Annotated in this window: 13 protein-coding genes; 9 read left to right on the top strand and 4 right to left on the bottom strand. The window is 69.1% G+C overall.

Annotated elements, in window-relative coordinates:
- Positions 1-146: 146 nt before the first annotated feature.
- The gene (locus ACLBV5_RS10200; protein WP_447605620.1) at positions 147-3521 is read left to right on the top strand and encodes a hybrid sensor histidine kinase/response regulator; all 3375 of its coding nucleotides are present in this window, start codon (positions 147-149) and stop codon (positions 3519-3521) included.
- Between the two features lie 171 nt (positions 3522-3692).
- On the opposite strand, the gene ACLBV5_RS10195 is transcribed toward ACLBV5_RS10200, so the two are convergent.
- The gene (locus tag ACLBV5_RS10195; protein WP_447605619.1) at positions 3693-4307 is read right to left on the bottom strand and encodes a response regulator transcription factor; all 615 of its coding nucleotides are present in this window, start codon (positions 4305-4307) and stop codon (positions 3693-3695) included.
- Between the two features lie 182 nt (positions 4308-4489).
- Here ACLBV5_RS10195 and ACLBV5_RS10190 point away from each other — a divergent pair, with 182 nt between their 5' ends.
- From ACLBV5_RS10190 to ACLBV5_RS10180, 3 genes are all read left to right on the top strand, one after another.
- Positions 4490-5842 carry a DcaP family trimeric outer membrane transporter gene (locus tag ACLBV5_RS10190; protein ID WP_447605618.1) on the top strand — a complete coding sequence of 451 codons (1353 nt, stop codon included), beginning with the start codon at positions 4490-4492 and terminating at the stop codon, positions 5840-5842.
- A 36-nt stretch (positions 5843-5878) separates the two neighbouring features.
- On the top strand, positions 5879-7816 hold the full coding sequence (gene acs / locus ACLBV5_RS10185; protein WP_447605617.1) for an acetate--CoA ligase: 1938 nt from the start codon (positions 5879-5881) through the stop codon (positions 7814-7816).
- A 195-nt stretch (positions 7817-8011) separates the two neighbouring features.
- Positions 8012-9070 (top strand): CaiB/BaiF CoA transferase family protein, encoded by a 1059-nt coding sequence (locus tag ACLBV5_RS10180; protein ID WP_447605616.1) that lies wholly within the window; start codon positions 8012-8014, stop codon positions 9068-9070.
- Between the two features lie 144 nt (positions 9071-9214).
- Here ACLBV5_RS10180 and ACLBV5_RS10175 read toward each other — a convergent pair whose 3' ends face one another.
- On the bottom strand, positions 9215-10795 hold the full coding sequence (locus ACLBV5_RS10175) for a GNAT family N-acetyltransferase (RefSeq protein WP_447605615.1): 1581 nt from the start codon (positions 10793-10795) through the stop codon (positions 9215-9217).
- A 71-nt stretch (positions 10796-10866) separates the two neighbouring features.
- Between ACLBV5_RS10175 and ACLBV5_RS10170 the strand changes: the two genes are divergently transcribed.
- From ACLBV5_RS10170 to alaS, 4 genes are all read left to right on the top strand, one after another.
- Positions 10867-12384 carry a CYTH and CHAD domain-containing protein gene (locus ACLBV5_RS10170; RefSeq protein ID WP_447605614.1) on the top strand — a complete coding sequence of 506 codons (1518 nt, stop codon included), beginning with the start codon at positions 10867-10869 and terminating at the stop codon, positions 12382-12384.
- Positions 12385-12554: 170 nt separating this feature from the next.
- A complete protein-coding gene (gene recA, locus ACLBV5_RS10165; RefSeq protein WP_025977964.1) occupies positions 12555-13634 on the top strand; it encodes a recombinase RecA in 1080 nt (359 codons plus the stop codon).
- Between the two features lie 392 nt (positions 13635-14026).
- A complete protein-coding gene (gene rraA / locus ACLBV5_RS10160; protein WP_447605613.1) occupies positions 14027-14509 on the top strand; it encodes a ribonuclease E activity regulator RraA in 483 nt (160 codons plus the stop codon).
- A 231-nt stretch (positions 14510-14740) separates the two neighbouring features.
- The gene (gene alaS, locus ACLBV5_RS10155) at positions 14741-17386 is read left to right on the top strand and encodes an alanine--tRNA ligase (RefSeq protein ID WP_447605612.1); all 2646 of its coding nucleotides are present in this window, start codon (positions 14741-14743) and stop codon (positions 17384-17386) included.
- Positions 17387-17573: 187 nt separating this feature from the next.
- On the opposite strand, the gene ACLBV5_RS10150 is transcribed toward alaS, so the two are convergent.
- Positions 17574-18125 carry a DUF2939 domain-containing protein gene (locus ACLBV5_RS10150; protein ID WP_447605611.1) on the bottom strand — a complete coding sequence of 184 codons (552 nt, stop codon included), beginning with the start codon at positions 18123-18125 and terminating at the stop codon, positions 17574-17576.
- A 429-nt stretch (positions 18126-18554) separates the two neighbouring features.
- On the bottom strand, positions 18555-19775 hold the full coding sequence (locus ACLBV5_RS10145) for an NADP-dependent isocitrate dehydrogenase (RefSeq protein ID WP_447605610.1): 1221 nt from the start codon (positions 19773-19775) through the stop codon (positions 18555-18557).
- Between the two features lie 193 nt (positions 19776-19968).
- Between ACLBV5_RS10145 and ACLBV5_RS10140 the strand changes: the two genes are divergently transcribed.
- A complete protein-coding gene (locus ACLBV5_RS10140) occupies positions 19969-21090 on the top strand; it encodes a DUF1176 domain-containing protein (RefSeq protein WP_447605609.1) in 1122 nt (373 codons plus the stop codon).
- Positions 21091-21093: the final 3 nt, after the last annotated feature.

The following is a 21093-nucleotide window of genomic DNA, read 5'->3' as shown; positions in this document are numbered from 1 at the left end:
GGTCTCCGCTTCGCTTCGACCACCCTCCCCATGAAGGGGAGGGAGAAGGGCGCTAGTATTTCGCCAACCTGCGGGCGGTCCGGCTTCGGCCTGACCGCCCTCTTTTTCACTTGCCCGCGTGATCGCGCCCGGCCCAGATGACGCCCATGTTCAGCCTCGCCACCCTGGCCCTGACGGCCTTCTACATGGCCGCCCTGTTCGGCATCGCCTGGTGGTACGAGCGGCCGCAGATCAAGGCGCGGCGCGGGATGCTGGGGCCCTCGCTCTACGCCCTGTCGCTGGCCATCTACTGCACGTCCTGGACCTATTACGGCGCGGTGGGCACCGCGGCGCGCGACGGGTGGGAGTATCTGCCCATCTACGTCGGGCCGATCCTGGGGCTGACCCTGCTGCTGCCGCTGTGGCGGCGCATCGCCTCGGCCGCCCGGCGCGAGAACGTCGGCTCGATGGCCGACTTCATCTCATCCCGCTACGGCAAGAGCCCGGCGCTGGGCGCGGCGGTGGCGGGCGTCGCCATCCTGGGCTCGGTCCCCTACATCGCCCTTCAGCTCAAGTCGCTGTCGATGGCGGGCGAGCTGATCACGGCGGGCACCCCGGTCGCCGGGTCCGAGAGCCTGACCGTTCTGGTCATGGCGGCGGTTCTGGCCGGGTTCGCCATCCTATTCGGCGCACGAAGGCCCGACCTGACCGAGCACAACCGCGGCCTGATCCAGGCCATCGGCATCGAGTCCATCGTCAAGCTGGCCGCCCTGCTGGCGGTGGCCGTCTTCGCCGTCCTTCTGCTGGCCGCCTCGCCGTCGCGACAGGCCGTCGCCGACAGTCTGGGCCAACTGGGAACATGGCCGCACATCGACGCCCGCTTCATGGCCATCACCCTGGTGGCGACCCTGGCCATCTTCTGCCTGCCGCGTCAGTTCCACGTCGCCTTCGTCGAGGGCGGCGATCCGGCCCAGGTGCGCCGCGCGCGCTGGATCTTCCCCCTGTATCTGATCCTGACCACGCTGGCGGTCCTGCCGCTGGTGGCGGCGGGCGGGCTGTTTACGCCGCAGACCAATCCCGACCTGCTGGTGCTGGCCCTGCCGCTGGGCGCGCGGCAGAGCCTGCTGACCGCCGTGGTCTTCGTCGGCGGTTTCTCGGCCGCCACCGCCATGGTCATCGTCGAGGCGGTCGCCCTGTCGGCCATGGTGTCCAACAACCTGGTGCTGCCGTTGATGGCCGCCGGACGACGGCGCGGCGCGGCCCCGCCGGACATGGCCCGGACCCTGCTGAACATCCGCCGCCTGGCCATCGTCGGCCTGCTGCTGCTAGCCTGGCTCTATTATCTGGCGATGGATCGATCCAGCGGTCTGGCGGCCATCGGCCTGGTGTCCTTCGCCGCCCTGGCCCAGCTGGCGCCGTCGCTGTTCGGAGCGGTGCTGTGGCGCGGCGGGCGGGCCAGCGGGGCGCTCGCGGGGCTGGCGGCGGGGATGGCGGTCTGGGCCGTCATGCTGGCCGCGCCGCAGCTGGCGCCCGGCTTCGGCCTGAACGTGCCCGCCATGCTGGGGCTGGAAGATCCGTTCGCCGCGGGCGTCTTCCTCAGCCTGGCGCTGAACCTCGGCGTCTTCGTCCTGGTGTCGCGGGCGCGGCCGCCGCGCCTGATCGACCGGGTCCAGGCCCGCGCCTTTGTCGACCGGCTTGGCCCGGACTGGATGGAGGGGCGCGGCGGCTCGGCCGGGGCCTCGGTCGGCGACCTGCGCGCCCTGGTCGCCCGCTTCATCGGCGACGAGCGGGCCGAGCGCGCCTTCGCCGCCTGGGCGCGAGAGACGGATATCAAGCTGAAGGACGCCGACCCGGCCGACGCGACGCTGGCCCGCGCCGCCGAGCGGATGCTGGCGGGGGCCGTCGGCGCCGCCGCCGCCCGCCGCGTTCTGGCCGCCGCCCTGGCCGCCGGAGGCCGCGCGCCCGAAGACGTGGTGCGGATGCTCGACGAGGCGTCCCAGGCCGTCCAGTTCAACCGCGACCTGTTGCAGACCACGCTGGACAACATCGACCAGGGCGTCAGCGTCGTCGACGAAGACCTGCGCCTGACCGCCTGGAACCGCCGCTATGTGGAGATGTTCGACCTGCCCGCCGGCTTCGTCCACGTCGGCCTGCCCATCGCCGCCGTCTATCGCCTGAACGCCGAGCGCGGCGAGGCGGGCGTGCCGGCTCACGAGATCGACGCCTGGGTCGAGCGGCGGCTGGAGGCCCTGGCCCGCCGCATCCCCCACGACCATGAGCGCGAACAGCCCGACGGCCGCATCCTGCGCTCGTCCGGGGCGCCCATCCCCGGCGGCGGATACGCCACCAGCTATACCGACATCACCGCCCTGCGCCGCGCCGCGCGCGAGCTGGAGGAGGCCAACGAGCGGCTGGAGGCCCGCGTCGCCGACCGCACCGAACGGCTGGAGGAGGCCCGCCGCACGGCCGAGGACGCCACCGCCTCCAAGACCCGCTTCCTGGCCGCCGCCAGCCACGACCTGCTGCAGCCGCTGCACGCCGCGCGTCTGTTCATCGCCGCCCTGAGGGAGGACGCGGATTTGGCCGGATCGCCCGCGCGCGGCCTGGCGACCAACGCCGACCGCGCCATCGACAGCGCCCACCGCCTGCTGACCGCCCTGCTGAACCTGTCCAAGCTGGAGGCGGGCGGAGTCCGGCCCGCCGTGGCGCCGCTGGCCCTGGGCGGCCTGTTCGACGAACTGGCGCGCGAGTTCGCCCCGGTCGCCCGCGCCAAGGGGCTGACCCTGACGGCGGCGCCGTCCAGCCTGTGGATCGCCTCGGACCGCGACCTGCTGCGCTCTATGCTGCAGAACCTGATCGCGAACGCCATCCGCTACACCGACCACGGGCGGGTGCTGATCGGCGCCCGGCGCGACGGCGAGCGGGTGCAGATTCTGGTCAGCGACACCGGGCGCGGCATCGCCGAGGCCGACCGGCAGGCGGTCTTCGGCGAGTTCGTGCGCCTGCCCGGCGCCCCGGTGGACGAGCCCGGCGCGGGCCTGGGCCTGGCCATCGTGCAGAAGCTGTCGGACCTGCTGGGCCACCCGCTGTCGCTGGCCTCGCACGTCGGGCGCGGCACGACCTTCCGCGTCGCCGTGCCGCGCGCCGCGCGCCGGCCCGAGCCGGAGATCACGCCCGACGACCTGCGCCTGCCCTTGATCGGTCTGCGGGTGCTGTGCGTGGACAACGAACCCGCCATCCTCGACGCCCTGACGGCCTTGCTGGATCGTTGGGGCGCGCAGGCCGTGACCGCGCGCTCGGTCGCCGAAGCCCGTGCGGCGGTCGGCCCGTTCGACGCGGCCCTGGTCGATCTGCACCTGGGCGACGACGAGCCGGACGGACTAGCCGCCGTCGATTGGCTGCGCGCGCGGGGAGTCAGGCGGATTGCGCTGGTGACGGCCGACACGCGCGAGGGGCTGAAGGAGAAGGCGGCGGCGGCGGGGGCGGTGCTGCTGCCGAAGCCGGTCAAGCCCGCGGCGTTGAAGGCGTTCCTGCGCAGCTGACCCTTCTCCCCTTGTGGGAGAAGGTGGGCGCCGGAGGCGCTCGGATGAGGGGTGTCGGCGCAGCGCTCAAAAGTCTTTCAGGACGGGCTGCGCCTAATCGGACGCCATGGCGTTCACACCCCTCATCCGTCAGGCTTCGCCTGCCACCTTCTCCCACAAGGGGAGAAGGATTTAGAGGTCCAGCGACTGCGCCAGGATCACCGCCTGGGTCCGGTTCTGCACGCCCAGCTTGCGGAAGACGCTGGTCAGGTGCGCCTTGATCGTCGCCTCGGTGACGCCCAGGTCGAAGGCGATCTGCTTGTTCAGCCGCCCGACCTTCAGCCCCTCCAGAATCCGCAACTGCGACGGCGTCAGGCTGGCGATGCGGGCTTGCAGGTCGGCCTCCTCCTCGCCCGCCGCCTCGACCTCGGGCGCCCAGGTCTCGCCGTCGAGAATAGCCCGGATCGCCTCGACCATTTCAGGCAGGGCCGCCGATTTCGGGATGAAGCCCGCCGCTCCCAGCGCCAGGGCGCGGCGGATGGTCGGCGCCTCTTCGCTGGCCGAGACGACGGCGACCGGCACGGCCGGATGATCGGCGCGGATCAGGGTAAGGCCCGTCATGCCGTCCACGTCCGACAGCTTCAGGTCCAGCAGCAGCAGATCGACCGCCCCCTCGGACAGGGCGGCCTGCGCCTCGGCCAGACTGGCGCATTCGACGATCTGCGCGCCCTCGGACGCCTTTTCGACGGCCGACCTCAAGGCCGCGCGAAACAGGGGATGGTCGTCGGCGACGACGATGCGATCCATGAAGGTCCTTCCCACGCGCGGTTCTTGTTCATCGGGCCGCGTCGCGACGACACCATGCCGCGCCTCGACTTTGGTCGAAACTAGACGAATGGCTAATGGCCGCAAACCCGGAGCGCGCGGAATGCTGCCGTCCTGAGGCCTGCGACAGACGGGCCCGGAACAACGGTCTGGGAGGACCTCGCATGGGAAGCTGCCGTCTGTTCGGCGGCGTGGCTGCGGCCGCGCTGCTGCTCGCGCCCGGCGCCGCACTGGCTCAGGACGCCAGCGCCGCACTGGAAGCCCGTATCGCCCAGCTCGAAGCCGAGCTGAACAGTCTGAAATCCGAAGTCGCCGCTGCCAGAACGCAGCAGGCCTCGCAGGCGCAGGACATCGTCCGCCTCGAAGCGCGCCCTGCGCCCGTCCCGACGCCGACGCCCGTCTCTGACGCCCCGCGCGAGGACGGCTTCCGCATCGGCGACCATACGGTGAAGTTCGGCGGCTTCATCAAGACCGACTTCATGGCGTCGAAATATTCCGGCGGCGACCCGGCCAACGGCGATCCCTTGCGCGACTATCACCTGCCCGGCGCCATTCCGGTCGGCGGCGCGGACGAAGACGTGGCCACCGACTTCAACGCCCGCCAGACCCGCTTCTGGCTGACCACCGACGGCGTGGTCGGCGGCCGCAAGATCGGCACGCGGCTGGAGATGGACTTCCAGACCCTGCCCGGCTCCGGCGACCAGCGCACGACCAGCGGCTCGAACCCCGCCCTGCGCCGCGCCTTCGTCACCATCGACAACTGGCTGATCGGCCAGGAGTGGACCAACTTCCAGAACACCGCCGTCCTGCCGGAATCGGCGGACTTCGTCGGCGCGGCCGAGGGCACGGTCTTCGCCCGCCAGGCCCAGGTCCGCTATACGCGCGGCCCCTTCTCCATCGCGCTGGAGAACCCCGAGACCACCGTCACCCCCTTCGGCGGCGGCGCCCGCATCGTGGCCGACGACAACAGCCTGCCCGACCTGACCGCCCGCTATGGCCTCAGCCGTCCGTGGGGCGACGTGCAGCTGTCCGGCCTGGTGCGCCAGCTGAAGTATCAGAACCCGGCGACCAACGTGGATTCCACCGCTGCGGGCTGGGGCCTGTCGGCCTCGGCCAAGGTCAAGGTCGGGGCGCAGGACGACATCCGCCTGATGCTGACCGGCGGCGAAGGCGTCGGTCGCTATGTCGGGCTGAACTTCTCCAACGACGCCGTGCTTGACGCCTCGGGCGAGCTTGAGGCCATCGGCGTGATCGCTGGCTTCGCCGCCTATCGCCACGTCTGGGCGCCGGGCTGGCGCTCCAGCCTGATCTGGTCGACCCAGAAGGTGGACAACGACGTGCTGCTGACCGGGACCGGCGTCAACCGCTCGGCCCAGAGCCTTCACGCCAATCTGATCTGGTCGCCGGTCACGGCGTTTGATGTCGGGGCCGAGGTGATGTTCGCTGACCGCAAACTCGAGTCAGGGCTGGACGGCGACATGACCCGTCTGATCCTGTTCGCCAAATACGGCTTCTAAGGCCGAAGAAGAAAAAGACTGCTGGAGGAAAATCGCGTGTCTGATCCGGAAATCTATCCCGTCCCCGCTGAACTGGCCGCCCGCGCCCACATGGACCGCGCCGGCTATGAAGCGGCCCGGATGCAGGCGCGTGAGACCCCCGAGGCCTTCTGGGCCACCCAGGCCGAGCGGCTGGACTGGATGACCTTTCCGACCAAGATCAAGGACGTGTCCTTCAACAAGGAAGACTTCCGCATCCGCTGGTTCGAGGACGGAGTGCTGAACGTCTCGGCCAACTGCATCGACCGCCACCTGCCCGCCCGCCGGGACGAAGTCGCCATCATCTGGGAAGGCGACGAGCCGACCGACAGCGAAACCGTCACCTTCGGCCAGCTTCATGAGCGCGTCTGCCGTCTGGCCAATGTGCTGAAGGCCAACGGCGTCCAGAAGGGCGACCGCGTCACCATCTATCTGCCGATGATCCCCGAAGCGGCCTACGCCATGCTGGCCTGCGCCCGCATCGGCGCCGTGCATTCGGTCATCTTCGGCGGCTTCTCGCCCGACAGCATCGCCGGGCGGATCGAGGACTGCGAATCCACCTTCGTCATCACCGCCGACGAGGGTTGTCGCGGCGGCAAGAAGGTCCCGCTCAAGGCCAATGTCGACAAGGCGCTGGAAAAGGTCGCGGGCGTGAAGACCGTCGTCGTCCTGCGCCATACCGGCGCCGACGTTCCCTTCGTCGAAGGCCGCGACCTGGACTGGGGCGTCGAGGCGGACAAGGCCTCGCCCGACTGCGCGCCCGAACCGATGAACGCCGAAGACCCGCTGTTCATCCTCTACACCTCGGGCTCGACCGGAAAGCCCAAGGGCGTGCTGCACACCACCGGCGGCTATCTGTTCTGGGCCAGCTATACGCATGAGCTGGTGTTCGACTATCGCCCCGGCGAGGTCTTCTGGTGCACCGCCGACGTGGGCTGGGTCACGGGCCACACCTATGTGGTCTACGGCGCCCTGGCCAATGCGGCGACGACCCTGATGTTCGAGGGCGTGCCCAACTATCCCACCGTCAGCCGCTTCTGGGAGGTGGTGGACAAGCATCAGGTCAACATCTTCTACACCGCCCCCACGGCCCTGCGCGCCCTGATGCGCGACGGCGACGCCCCGGTGAAGGCGTCCAGCCGCCAATCCTTGCGTCTGCTGGGCACCGTCGGCGAACCGATCAACCCCGAGGCCTGGCGCTGGTATCATGAGGTGGTCGGCGAAGGCCGCCTGCCCATCGTCGACACCTGGTGGCAGACCGAAACGGGCGGCGCCCTGGTCTCGCCACTGCCCGGCGCGACGGACCTGAAACCCGGCTCGGCGACCCGGCCCCTGCCCGGCGTCGAGCTTGAAATCGTGGACGCGGAAGGGGGCGTGCTGGACGGCGCGACGGAGGGCAATCTGTGCATCACCGACAGCTGGCCGGGCCAGATGCGCACCGTCTATGGCGACGACCAACGCTTCTTCGAGACCTATTTCTCGACCTATCCGGGCAAGTATTTCACCGGCGACGGCTGCCGCCGCGACGAAGACGGCTATTACTGGATCACCGGCCGGGTCGATGATGTCATCAACGTCTCGGGCCACCGCATGGGCACGGCCGAGGTCGAGAGCGCGCTGGTGCTGCACGACGACGTGGCCGAGGCCGCCGTCGTCGGCTTCCCTCACGATATCAAGGGTCAGGGCATCTACGCCTATGTCACCCTGAACAAGGGGGTCGAGGCGACCGACGACCTGCGCCGCGCCCTCGTCGCCCAGGTCCGCGAAGAGATCGGCCCCATCGCCGCCCCGGACGTGATCCAGTGGGCGCCGGGCCTGCCCAAGACCCGCTCGGGCAAGATCATGCGGCGTATTTTGAGAAAGATCGCCGAGAACGAACTGGGCGCCCTGGGCGACACCTCGACGCTGGCCGATCCGTCGGTGGTCGATGATCTGGTGAAGAACCGGGCGGCCTAGGTTTCATATCCGCTCATCCCGGCGGATGCCGGGATCCAGTAAGAGCCACGCGCACCCAGGGTCGCACCCTTGGCCAAAGCACTGGGCCCCGGCGTCCGCCGGGGTGAGCGGGTTCATCATTCAGTTCCCCCCGAAGAGGCGGTCCCGGACGGCGCAAGCTGGACGGGGCCGCCCGCCTCGGCTTCAGTGCGGGGCATGAGCGGAACTCTCGACGGCCTGGCCATCATCGAAATCGGCGGCATCGGCCCGGCCCCCTTCTGCGGCATGATGCTGGCCGATCACGGCGCCGAGGTGGTGCTGGTCCACCGGCCCGGCGCGACGCCCGACCCGCGCGATCCCCTGAACCGCAGCCGCGCCCGCCTGGTCGAGGCCGACCTGAAGACGCCGAAGGGCGCCGCCTTGGTCCGCGACCTGGCCCGTAACGCCGACGGCCTGATCGAGGGCTTTCGTCCCGGCGTCATGGAGCGTCTCGGCCTCGGTCCCGACGTGCTGCTGGCCGACAATCCGCGCCTCGTCTACGGCCGCATGACCGGCTGGGGTCAGGACGGGCCGCTGGCCCCGGCGCCGGGCCACGACATCGACTACATCGCCGTCTCAGGCGCGCTTCACGCCTTCGGCCGGGCGGGCGAGAAGCCGACCCCGCCGATCAACATGGTCGGCGACTTCGGCGGCGGCGGCATGCTGCTGGCCTTCGGCATGGTCGCGGGCCTGCTCAAGGCCCAGCGCACCGGGCGCGGCGACGTGATCGACTGCGCCATGACCGACGGCTCCTCCCTGCTGATGAGCATGATCTGGGGCTTCCGCCAGAACCTGCCCGCGCCCCTGCCGCCCAGCCTGGCCTGGCGCGACGAGCGCGGCGTCAACCTGCTGGACACCGGCGCGCCCTTCTATGAGGTTTATGAAACGTCGGACGGCAAATACCTCGCCGTCGGCGCCATCGAACCGGCCTTCTACATCGCCCTGATGCGGCTGACCGGGCTGGGCGGCGATCCCGACTTCGCCATGCCCTTCGACCCGGCCCAGTGGCCGAGGCTGAAGGACAAGCTGGCCGCCGTCTTCCGCACCCGCACCCGCGACGACTGGTGCAGCGATCCCGACGCGCAAGGAGCCTGCGTCGCCCCTGTCCTGTCCCTGACCGAAGCGCCCGACCACCCGCACAACCGCGCCCGCGAGGCCTTCGTCACCGCCCAGGGCGTGGTGCAGCCCGCGCCGGCCCCGCGGTTCCGGGACAGCCCGGCGCGGCGGCCGGAATAGAAGGCCGGTCACGAAATCACCGCTCGCCCCCGGCGGACGCCGGGGCCCAGTGCTTTGGCCTCAAACGCGCGGCATGAATACGCAAGTCCTGTGCGCGCGGCCCTCACTGGATCCCGGCGTCCGCCGGGATGAGCGGGGGTAAGGTCAGCCCCCGTCCGTCCACACCGTCTTGTAGAGATCGAAGCGCCGATCCCGCAGGTTCCGCACCGTCCCCTGCGCCTTGGCCCACGCCAGGTCGGACAGGTCCAGGTCCGCCACCGTCACCGTCTCGACGTTCTCGCTGGCCTCGGCCGCCACCCCGTCGCGCGCGAACGGGAAGTCGCACGGCGTCAGGATGCACGACTGGGCATACTGGATGTCCATGTTCTCGACGTTGGGCAGGTTGCCGACATTGCCCGACAGGACGACGTAGCACTGGTTCTCGATGGCCCGCGCCTGCGAGCAGTAGCGCACGCGCAGATACCCCTGCCGGTTGTCGGTGCAGAAGGGGGTGAACAGGATGCGCGCGCCCTCGTCCGCCAGACGCCGCGCCAGTTCGGGGAACTCGGAATCGTAGCAGATCATCACCCCGATCGGCCCGCAGTCGGTGGGGATGGCGTGGACGCGGTCGCCGCCCTTGATGTTCCACCAGTGGCGTTCGTTCGGGGTTGGGTGGATCTTTTCCTGCTCATGCACCGAGCCGTCGCGCAGGAAGACATAGGCGACATTCTGGATCTCGCCGTCCTCGGTCCGCGTCGGGTGCGAGCCGCCGATGATGTTGACGTTGTAGCCGACCGCCAGCTCGCGCATCGCCTCGACGAAGCGCGGCGTGTAGCGGGTCAGCGCCTCGATCGATTCCGCCGGGGTCAGCTTCTTGGTCGCCAGCGACAGCAGCTGAAGCGTGAACAGCTCGGGAAAGACCACGAAGTCGGCGCGATAGTCGGACACCACGTCGACGAAATATTCGACGTTGTCCATAAACTCCTGGAAGCTGTCGACCTTGCGCATCTGCAGCTGGACCGTGGCGACGCGCACCGTCTCCTTGACCGCAAAGGCCGCCCCCTTGCCCGTCGCCTCGACATAATAGGGGTTGCGCCCGACCCAGCGCGCCGCGTGGCCCAGCGACGCCTTGTCCGACGGCAGATAATTCAGCAGCACCCCCGCCGGCTCGAACCCCGAGCGCTGGTGAAAGGCCATGATCGGGTCCTTCACCTTGCGGTCGCGCACCGCCTCGACATAGGCGTTTGGGTCGGGATAGGCGGAGCGGCGCCGCGCCAGCCCGGGCATCCGGCCGCCGAAGACCACGCCCTTCAGGTTCTGCGCCTCGCACAGGTCGCGGCGCGCGTCATACAGGCGCTGGCCGATGCGCAGGCGGCGTCGGGCGGGGTCGACGCAGACCTCCATGCCGTACAGCCACTCGCCGGCCGGATCGTGCCGGGCGCCATAGCCGCCGCCGGTGATCTGGTCCCAGGTGTGCGGGCCCATGGCGGACTTTTCGTCGATGCGGAAGCTGGCCGCATAGCCGACGATCTCGCCTTCGAACTCGACCACGAACTGGCCGTCCGGATAGGTGGCGATCTGGCCCCGCAGCATCCCCGCGGTATAGGGCGGCATGTCCTTGTAGACCCGCGCCACCAGGGCGCTGATGCCGGGAATGTCGCCCATGCGGGCGTTGCGGATGGTCAGGACGGCGGGTTTGGCCGGTTCGGCGTTCTGGGCGGTTTGAGCGGTCTGAAGATCAGTCATGCGACACCTAACGCTCGACCTTGGCCGTTGGATCATTTGGACCGGCATGAGGATAGGCGCACAATGGCGACATGTCCGGCATGAAGCAGGAAGTTGAACTCAAATTTCGGCTCGGCCCCGGCGCCGCCGCGCGCTTGGACGCCCACCCGGCCCTGGCGGGCGAGGAGAGCGTGCACGCCCTGCGCTCCGTCTATTTCGACACGCCGGATCAGGCGTTGCGGCGCGCGGGCTGGGGCCTGCGGGTGCGCGCGACCGAACGCGGCTTCGTCCAGACGCTGAAGGGCCAGACGGGCGGCGACGTCCTCAACCGCGCCGAATGGGACATGCCGGTCGCCAGCGAGGCCCTGGACTGGGCGGCGCTGAAGACGACGCCCGCCGCCGCCCTGCTGAAGGGCCGCCGCCGCGATGTCGCCCCTCGCTTCGCCAGCACGGTGCGCCGCCGCGTCCGTCTGGTCGCCTTCGAGGGCGCCGTGATCGAGGCCGCCTATGACGAGGGCCAGCTGTCGGCGGGCGACCGCGTCGAGCCCTTGCGCGAACTGGAGCTGGAGCTGAAGGACGGCCCGCCCGAAGCTCTGTTCGCCCTGGCCCGGCGCCTGTCGGCCGACGTGGCCCTGGTCCCCCTGTTCGAGAGCAAGGCCGAGCGCGGCTGGCGCCTGGCCGAGGGGCTGGAGCGCGCGCCCCGCACCGCCCGCGCCGATCCCCTGCCCCGCGCCTTAAGCGCCGAAGCGGCCCTGCGCCGCACGGCCCTGGCCGCCCTGGGTCAGGTCTCGGCCAACGCCGAACTGCTGAGAAGGGTGCGCCGGCCCGAGGCCCTGCATCAGCTGCGCGTGGGCCTGCGTCGGCTGCGCGCCGCCCTGTCCATATTCAGTCCCCTGCTGGGCGAGGACGCCGCTCCCGTCGTCGCAGAGTTGAAATGGCTGGCGCATGAGACCGACGTCGCGCGCGATCTGGACGTCTTCATCCGCGACGTCTTCCACCCCGCCGCGCTGGAGACGCCCGACCCCCGCCTCGCCCCGCTGGGCCTGCGCCTGCTGGCGGCCCGCAGCGGCGCCTATCGCCGGACCATGGCGGCCATCGATTCGCCGCGCTACGCCGCCCTGATGCTCGAGACCCTGGCCTGGATCGAGACCGGCGCCTGGCGCAGCGACCCCGATCCGGTGCGGACCTGGCGGCGGCGGCGGCCCGTCGCCGACTTCGCCGCCGAGGCCCTGGAGCGGCTCAACCGGCGCGTGCGACGCGGCGGCCGTCGCCTCGACCGCCTGGACGCGGCGGGCCGCCACCGGCTGCGCATCCGGGTGAAACGCCTGCGTTACGCGGCCGAGTTCTTCGTCGGCCTGTTCGACCATCCCCGCCGCGAAAGACGCTTCCTCAAGGCGCTGGAGACGACGCAGGACGCGTTCGGCGTCCTCAACGACCTGGCCGTCGCCCGCGACCGCATCCCCGCCGACGCCCGCCTGACCTCGCCCGAGATCGCCTTCGCCGCCGGGCGCCTGATCGGCCGCCGCGAGCAGGGCGCCGCCGTCCTTCACGCCGCCTCAAGCCGCGCCTTCGCCCGCCTGTCGCGCGCCCGGTCCTTCTGGTCCCGCTAAGACAGACACGACAGTATCGGTCGCATCGTGCTCAATGTTCTTGTTCAGTTCACGAGAACATCTTGCGAACAAGAACAAACCGTGTCCATAGTCCGCTTCACCAAGGGAGCGGGTCCGTGGCGGGTCTCTCCCGAAGTCAGATGGGAATCATGGCAAGGGAGAGAAAACCAATGTCACAGGCGGCACTGAAGCTCGTGGGTAAAGAAGACAGCGACAAACAACGCGCTCTAGAGGCGGCGATCGCGCAGATCGATCGCGCCTTCGGCAAGGGCTCGGTCATGAAACTGGGCAAGGCCGGCGTGGTGGCCGAGATCGAGAGCGTCTCGACCGGCTCGCTCGGCCTCGACATGGCGCTCGGCATCGGCGGTCTGCCGGTCGGCCGGGTGATCGAGGTGTTCGGTCCCGAATCCTCGGGCAAGACCACCCTGGCCCTGCACACCGTGGCCGAGGTCCAGAAGAAGGGCGGCGTGGCCGCCTTCGTCGACGCCGAACACGCGCTGGACCCCGTCTATGCGCAAAAGCTGGGCGTCAATCTGGACGACCTGCTGGTGTCGCAGCCCGACACGGGCGAACAGGCGCTGGAGATCGTCGACACCCTGGTGCGTTCCGGCGCCGTGGACATCGTGGTGATCGATTCCGTCGCGGCCCTGACGCCCCGCGCCGAAATCGAAGGCGAGATGGGCGACAGCCTGCCCGGCCTTCAGGCGCGTCTGATGTCGCAGGCCCTGCGCAAGCTGACGGCCTCGATCTCCAAGTCGAAGTGCATCGTCCTGTTCATCAACCAGATCCGTCATAAGATCGGCGTCATGTACGGCTCGCCGGAAACGACGACGGGCGGCAATGCGCTGAAGTTCTACGCCTCGGTGCGCCTGGACATCCGTCGCACCGGCGCGATCAAGAACCGCGACGAGGTGGTCGGCAACACCACCCGCGTCAAGGTGGTGAAGAACAAGGTCGCCCCGCCGTTCCGCGAGGTCATCTTCGACATCATGTACGGGGAGGGCATCTCCAAGATCGGCGAGATCATCGACCTGGGCGTCAAGGCCGGCATCGTCGAGAAGTCCGGCTCCTGGTTCTCCTACGACTCCACCCGCATCGGTCAGGGCCGCGAGAACGCCAAGGAGTTCCTCAAGAACAACCCCGACATGGCCGCCTCGATCGAAAAGGCGGTGCGCCAGTCCACCGCCAAGATCGCCGACGACATGCTGGGCGCCCCCGAACCCGACGAGGGCCAGGACCTGGAGGGCTGATCGGCCCCATCATCCAAACGCTGTCATCCTCGGGCCTGACCTGAGGATGAAGCCTGGAAGCGCCCCCTTCCGTTCCAGCCGGGATCGCGCGGACGATCCAGTCCTCGGGCAAGCCTGAGGATGACGGCGGGACGGGCGTTTCCGACAGAGCTTCTCCGTTCGCCGCCGCGCGACCCGCCTACCGACCCCGCGTGGCCGGTCGGACGGAGATCGGCCCGCCCGACCTGCTTCGGGCGGGCCTTTTTTTTTGCGCCGCCCGCTCTCCCGCTCATCCCGGCGTCCGCTGGGATGAGCGGATGTGGCGAGCCCGCCAACCGCGTTTCTGCGCGCAACGGCCTTGTTTCCCCTCGGCGGCGACGGGCAGAGTCCCCGCGAACCAACGGAGCCCGCCCATGACCTTCGCCACCGCCGACCTCTGCGACGCCCATCCTGACGCGGTGAGGGTCTGCCAGACCCCCTTCCGCAGCTTCGGCCAGGTGGCGGCCTTCCACGGCCCGATCCGCACCCTCAGCGTGCTGGACGACAACGCCCTGGTGCGCCAGACGCTGGAGCGCCCCGGCCAGGGCGCCGTGCTGGTGGTCAACGGCGGCGGTTCGCTCAAACGCGCCCTGGTCGGCGACAATCTGGCCAAGCTGGCCATCGACAACGGCTGGGCCGGCGTCGTCGTCCACGGCGCCGTGCGCGACACAGCCATCATCAACACCCTGCAGGCGGGCGTCAAAGCCCTGGGAACCACCCCCTTGCGCGCCGAGCGCGACGCCGTCGGCGAGATCGACATCCCCACCGCCTTCGGCGGCGTCATCTTCACTCCCGGCGACTGGCTCTACGCCGACGCGGACGGGGTGATCGTCGCGCCGCATCGGCTTCACGACTGAGCGCGTTTCCTCCCCATGCAAATGGGGAGGTGGATCAGCGGCGCAGCCGCTGAGGCGGAGGGGCTTCTTGGTTGCACCGCCAGGCCCTCCACCACTACGTGGTCCCCCTCCCCATTTGCATGGAGAGGAAATCTGAAGTCACGCGTCAGTGATGCACTCAGTGCAAAATCCCTATATGACGCCGGTTCCGCTATTTCCTCCCGCGCGCCCGAGTTCCAGAGCGATACGCCCATGACCAGCCTGAAGCAGATCCGTTCCACCTTCCTCGACTACTTCGCCGCCGACGGCCACGAGAAGGTGCAGTCGGCTCCGCTCGTGCCGCAGAACGACCCGACCCTGCTGTTCGTCAACGCGGGCATGGTGCCGTTCAAGGACTATTTCACCGGCGGCGCCGTCCCGCCCTACAAGCGCGCGACCAGCTCGCAGAAATGCGTGCGCGCCGGCGGCAAGCACAACGACCTGGACAACGTCGGCTATACCGCGCGCCACCACACCTTCTTTGAAATGCTGGGCAATTTCTCGTTCGGCGACTACTTCAAGGACCACGCCATCGAGAGCGCTTGGGGGCTGCTGACTAAGGAATTCGGCCTTGACCCCGCCCGCCTGCTGGTCACCGTCTATCACACCGACGACGAAGCCTTCGACATCTGGAAGAAGGTCACCGGCTTCGCGGACGAGAAGATCATCCGCATCCCGACGGCCGACAACTTCTGGGCCATGGGCGACAGCGGCCCGTGCGGCCCGTGCACCGAGATCTTCTACGATCACGGCGACCACATCTTCGGCGGCCCTCCCGGTTCGCCGGACGACGACGGCGACCGCTTCGTGGAGATCTGGAACAACGTCTTCATGCAGTACGAGAAGGAGAACGATCAGATCGTTCGCGACCTTCCCAAGCCCAGCGTCGACACCGGCATGGGTCTGGAGCGCATCGCCGCCGTGCTGCAGGGCGTCCACTCCAACTATGAAGTCGACCTGTTCAAGAGCCTGATCGGCGCCTCGGAAGAGCTGACCAGCACCAAGGCCGAGGGCGAGCGCGCCCCGTCGCACCGCGTCATCGCCGACCACCTGCGTTCGACCGCCTTCCTGATCGCCGACGGCGTGACCCCGTCAAACGAAGGCCGGGGCTATGTCCTGCGCCGCATCATGCGCCGCGCCATGCGCCACGCCCACCTGCTGGGCGCCCAGGACCCGCTGATGCACCGTCTGGTGCCGACCCTGGTCGAGGAGATGGGCGAAGCCTATCCCGAACTCGGCCGCGCCCAGGCCTTCATCGAGGACACGCTGAAGCAGGAAGAGATCCGCTTCCGCACCACGCTGGGCCGCGGCATGAACCTGTTCGACCAGGCCACGACCGGCTTCAAGGCGGGCGACATGCTGGACGGCCAGACGGCCTTCACCCTCTACGACACCTACGGCTTCCCGCTGGACCTGACGCAGGACGAGGCGCGTCGTCGCGGCTTCAGCGTCAACGTCGACGGCTTCGAGAGCGCCATGGCCGAACAGCGCGATCGTTCGCGCGAGCACTGGAAGGGCTCGGGCCAGACAGCCTCGGCCGGCGCGTGGCTGGCCCTGCGCGACCAGCACGGCGGCACCGAGTTCACCGGCTATGAGTCCGAAACCGGCGAGGGCAAGGTCCTGGCCATCGTCAAGGACGGCGCCGAGGCCCCCTCAGCGGCGGCGGGCGAAACGGTCGAGGTCCTGCTGGACAAGACCCCCTTCTACGGCGAGGGCGGCGGTCAGGCGGGCGACAAGGGCGCCCTGGTCTGGAGCGGCGGCGAAGGCCGCGTCCTGGACACCAAGAAGCACGCGGGCGACCTGCACGTGCATACCGTCGAGGTGACTCAGGGCGCGCTGGCGACCGGCGCGGTCGTGACCGCCACGGTCGAGGAAGGCTCGCGTCCGACCACTCGCGCCAACCACTCGGCCGCCCACCTGGTGCACGCCGCCCTGAAGAACGTGCTGGGCCCCCACGTCGCCCAGAAGGGCCAGATGGTCGACGCCGAGCGCATGCGCTTCGACTTCAGCCACAACGCCCCGCTGACGGACGAGGAGATCGCCCGCATCGAGGACGAGGTTAACGCCGTCATCCGCCAGAACGCGCCGGCCACGACCGAGCTGATGACGCCCGACGCCGCCATCGCGGCGGGCGCCGTGGCCCTGTTCGGCGAGAAATACGGCGACGAGGTCCGCGTCCTCACCCTGGGCCACGCCCTGTCGGGTCCGGGCGCCTATTCGGTCGAGCTGTGCGGCGGCACCCACGTCTATCGCACCGGCGACATCGCCCTGTTCAAGATCGTGTCCGAAGGCGGCGTCGCCGCCGGCGTCCGCCGCATCGAGGCCCTGACCGGCGACGCGGCCCGCCGCTTCCTGCTGGATCAGGCCAACGTCGCCCGCCAGCTGGCCCAGGGCTTCAAGATCCAGCCCGCCGAGGTTCCGGCCCGCGTCGAGGGCCTGCAGGCCTCGGTCAAGACGTTGGAGAAGCAGGTCGCCGAGCTGAAGAAGCAGCTCGCTCTGGGCGGCGGCGCGGGCGCCAATGCGGCGCCTGAGGAGATCGGCGGGATCAAGCTGATCGCCCGCGTTCTGGACGGCGTCGACGGCAAGGGCCTGCGCGGCGTCGCCGAGGACTTCAAGAAGCAGCTCGGCTCGGGCGTCGTCGCCCTGGTCGGCGTCACCGACGGCAAGGCGGCCATCACCGTCGCCGCCACGCCGGACTTGGCCGGCAAGATCAACGCGGCCGATCTGGCCCGCGACGCCGTCATCGCCATGGGCGGCAAGGGCGCCGGCGGCAAGCCCGACTTCGCTCAGGGCGGCGCCCCGGACGGCTCCAAGGCCGAGGACGGCCTGAACGCCATCCGGGCTGCGCTGAAGGGCTGATCGCCTTAACAGGCGGAACGACGAAGGGCGGCGCATCGGTTGCGCCGCCCTTTTTCTTTCCTCCCCATGCAATGGGGAGGGGGACCGCGAAGCGGTGGAGGGGCTTTACGGCAGCGAAACCAAGCCGCCCCTCCGTCTCGCCGGCTGCGCCGGCGATCCACCTCCCCATTGCTTGGGGCGGAGAAGCCTATTCCGGCGCCCCCAGATCGATCGCCGCCAGCTTCCAGCCGAACAGGTTGCGGCGCTTCATCAGCAGGGAGACGTGCTCGTCCGGCTGGTCGTCGCGGGTCAGGGTAACGGCGAAGGTGTCCAGGTCGCGATAGCCCCACGACTGGCGCACGCGCTTGTTCTCGGACTTCGGCTCCTGGGGCGCCGGGCGTTTGATCTCCGGCTTGGGCGCGCGGCCCTCCTGCACCATCAGGGCGATCGCCTGCGGGGTGACGAAGGCGTCGACCGCCCCGCCCACGAGGGCCGGCGCCAACAGCATCCCCAGCCCCGACAGGCCGCTGTCGCCGAGGCGTTTATCCTTGCGCATCTCGACCATCATGCGGGCGTTCAGCTCGTCTTTCAGGCTGGCGCGAAAAGCGGGAAAGTCGACCTGGCGCTCCAACGCCCTTTCGTCGCCGGTCTTGGCCGCCTGGATCAACGACCGCGCCGCCAGCAGGGGCGAGGCGGCGTAGGCGAGCACGAAGACGGCCCCCGCCGCCAATCCTAGACGTATGATCAGTTTGCGGTTCATCGGCCCTCCCCTGCCTTACGAACGCGACGGGACGACGACGAAACGGCGCCAAAATCCCCAGGCGGATTAGGGACATGGATCACAGGCGGGTTCAATGCGTGTTTTCACGGGCTCTCGTTTCCAAGCGAACCTAACGATGGGGTTGAGGCAAACATCGACCACCGCTCATCCCGGCGGACGCCGGGACCCAGTACTTTGGCTTCAAGCATTCCGGATCGGCGGATAGGCGCAGCGTGGCGCTCTCACTGGATCCCGGCGTCCGCCGGGATGAGCGGAATAGGGAAGCGATACCGCCCAGCAAAAAGGCCCGCCGGATCGCTCCGGCGGGCCTTGATATCTTAGCGGCTTCAGGCCGCGTCGGGTCGAGACCCGAAGGGCGGCGCGAAGCAGCCAAGGCGGAGCCTTCTGACCGCGGCCGACTAAAAAGCCTTAGCCGATGCCCGGCAGGGCCTTCTTCAGGTTCTCGGACACCTTGTCCAGGAAGCCTTCGGTCGTCAGCCAGGACTGCTGATCGCCGACCAGCAGAGCCAGGTCCTTGGTCATGAAGCCCGACTCGACGGTCTCGACGACCACGCGCTCCAGCGTATCGGCGAACTCGGCAAGCTCGGTGTTGCCGTCCAGCTTGGCGCGGTGCTTGAAGCCGCGCGTCCAGGCGAAGATCGAGGCGATCGAGTTGGTCGAGGTGGCCTCGCCCTTCTGATGCTGGCGGTAGTGGCGGGTGACGGTGCCGTGGGCGGCTTCCGTTTCCATGACCTTGCCGTCCGGCGTCATCAGCACCGACGTCATCAGGCCCAGCGAGCCGAAGCCTTGGGCGACGATGTCCGACTGCACGTCGCCGTCGTAGTTCTTGCACGCCCAGACGAAGCCGCCCGACCACTTGATCGCGGCCGCGACCATGTCGTCGATCAGGCGGTGCTCATAGGTCAGGCCGCGCTTCTTGAATTCCTCGGCGTAGTCGGCGTCGAAGACTTCCTGGAAGATGTCCTTGAAGCGGCCGTCGTAGGCTTTGAGGATGGTGTTCTTGGTCGACAGATAGACCGGGTAGTTGCGCTGCAGGCCATAGGCGAAGGAGGCGTGGGCGAACTCGCGGATCGAGGCGTCCAGGTTGTACATGCCCATGGCGACGCCGGCGCCCGGCGACTTGTACACTTCGTGCTCGATCACTTCGCCGTCGTCGCCGACGAACTTGATCGTCAGGGTGCCCGGCCCCGGCATCAGGAAGTCGGTGGCCTTGTACTGGTCGCCGAAGGCGTGACGGCCCACGACGATCGGCTGGGTCCAGCCCGGCACCAGACGCGGCACGTTCGAGCAGATGATCGGCTCGCGGAAGACGACGCCGCCCAGGATGTTGCGGATGGTGCCGTTCGGCGACTTCCACATCTTCTTCAGGCCGAATTCGGCGACGCGCGCCTCGTCCGGAGTGATGGTGGCGCACTTCACGCCGACGCCGTGCTTCTGGATGGCGTGGGCTGCGTCGATCGTGATCTGATCGTCGGTGGCGTCACGGCTTTCCATGCCGAGATCGTAATAGTCGAGTTCGAGGTCCAGGTACGGGAAGACCAGCTTGTCCTTGATCATCTGCCAGATGATCCGGGTCATTTCGTCGCCGTCGATGTCCACGATGGGATTGGCGACCTTGATCTTGGCCATGCTTACGCCTCTGTCTCTCAAATCAGGGAAGGAATTCGGTGCAGGGGATATAGCGACCCCCGCGCGCGGGCGCAAAGGGGACGAAAGCCGCACGGCCTGAACGGCGGGCCGGAACGAAACGACGGCTTGGCCGCTTGGCTTCTTCACGGCTACGCTTGACGCCGCCGGTCGGTCAAAACGCATGGAACGCCTGATGACGCCTCGCCTCCGGTTCGCCGCCACCGTCGCCCTGGTCCCTCTGGCGCTGGCCGCCTGCAAGGGACAGGAGGCCGCAAGCGCGCCAGAAGCGCCGACGGCTCAGCCGCCCGCCGAGGCCGCCGTCGCCGCGCCCGCCGTCCAGGGCGGCGCCCATCCGCCCAGCGTGACGCGCGAGTTTCGCGACTGGACGGCGACATGCGACAACACCAACCACTGCGTCGCCTTCGGATCGGCCGAGGAAAACATGGGCTTCGTCATGGTCTCCCTGGCGCCGGGCCCTCAGGCGCGGCCCGTCGTCCACATGGGCGGCTGGGGACTGGAGGACGGACAGGGCGACGTCTACGCCGAGATCGACGGCCGCCGCTATGCCGGCAAGAATTCCAAGATGGATGAGGAAGGCGACGTCATCGCCTTCCAGACGCCCTCGGCCCAGCTTCTGCATGATCTGGGCAATGGCTCCTTCATGGCGCTGAGGCGCGGCGACGAGAAGATGAAGGTCAGCCTGGGCGGGGCCGCCGCCGCCTTCCTGTGGATCGACGAGCGTCAGGGACGACTGGACACGTCCACGGCGCTGATCCGGCGCGGCGACCAGCCCGCGTCCGGCGTGCCCGCCGCCCCCGCCGCGCCGCGCGTGACGCTGGCTCCCGCCGTGGCTCAGAACGGGCTGCCTCAGGATGACCTGTCGCCGGCGGTGCTGGCGCACGCCAGGGTCAAGGAATGCCTGGCCGAAACCCGCCGGGGCGAACGGTTCGAGGCGGAGGTCGAGGTCGCCCGGCTGGCCGCTGACAAGCTGCTGTGGAGCGTGCCGTGCGGCGAGGGCGCCTATAACTTCAGCCAGGCCTATTTCCTCACGACGGCAGACGGGAACGCGCCTCAGCCGGTCGCCTTCCCCACGGCCGCGGGCAGCGAGCAGACCCTGGTCAACAGCCGTTATGATCCCAAAACCCGCACCCTGTTCGCCTTCGCCAAGGGACGCGGCCTAGGCGACTGCGGCCACATGGGAGTCTGGGGCTGGACCGGCGAACGCTTCGCCCTGCTGGAGGAGAAGTCGATGCCGACCTGCACCGCCATGCCTCAGGACCTGTGGCCATCCACCTGGCGCGCGATCAAGGATTAAGTC

Source organism: Brevundimonas sp. M1A4_2e (assembly GCF_053345555.1).
Note: the sequence above shows the minus strand (reverse complement) of the source record. Positions and strands in the feature narration are given on the sequence as shown.

Bases quoted from the DNA above. Each gene is read 5' to 3' on its own strand.
- ACLBV5_RS10200 (WP_447605620.1), top strand. From the start codon at position 147: ATGTTCAGCCTCGCCACCCTGGCCCTGACGGCCTTCTACATGGCCGCC.
- ACLBV5_RS10195 (WP_447605619.1), bottom strand. From the start codon at position 4,307: ATGGATCGCATCGTCGTCGCCGACGACCATCCCCTGTTTCGCGCGGCC.
- ACLBV5_RS10190 (WP_447605618.1), top strand. From the start codon at position 4,490: ATGGGAAGCTGCCGTCTGTTCGGCGGCGTGGCTGCGGCCGCGCTGCTG.
- ACLBV5_RS10180 (WP_447605616.1), top strand. From the start codon at position 8,012: ATGAGCGGAACTCTCGACGGCCTGGCCATCATCGAAATCGGCGGCATC.
- ACLBV5_RS10175 (WP_447605615.1), bottom strand. From the start codon at position 10,795: ATGACTGATCTTCAGACCGCTCAAACCGCCCAGAACGCCGAACCGGCC.
- ACLBV5_RS10170 (WP_447605614.1), top strand. From the start codon at position 10,867: ATGTCCGGCATGAAGCAGGAAGTTGAACTCAAATTTCGGCTCGGCCCC.
- recA (WP_025977964.1), top strand. From the start codon at position 12,555: ATGTCACAGGCGGCACTGAAGCTCGTGGGTAAAGAAGACAGCGACAAA.
- rraA (WP_447605613.1), top strand. From the start codon at position 14,027: ATGACCTTCGCCACCGCCGACCTCTGCGACGCCCATCCTGACGCGGTG.
- alaS (WP_447605612.1), top strand. From the start codon at position 14,741: ATGACCAGCCTGAAGCAGATCCGTTCCACCTTCCTCGACTACTTCGCC.
- ACLBV5_RS10150 (WP_447605611.1), bottom strand. From the start codon at position 18,125: ATGAACCGCAAACTGATCATACGTCTAGGATTGGCGGCGGGGGCCGTC.
- ACLBV5_RS10145 (WP_447605610.1), bottom strand. From the start codon at position 19,775: ATGGCCAAGATCAAGGTCGCCAATCCCATCGTGGACATCGACGGCGAC.
- ACLBV5_RS10140 (WP_447605609.1), top strand. From the start codon at position 19,969: ATGACGCCTCGCCTCCGGTTCGCCGCCACCGTCGCCCTGGTCCCTCTG.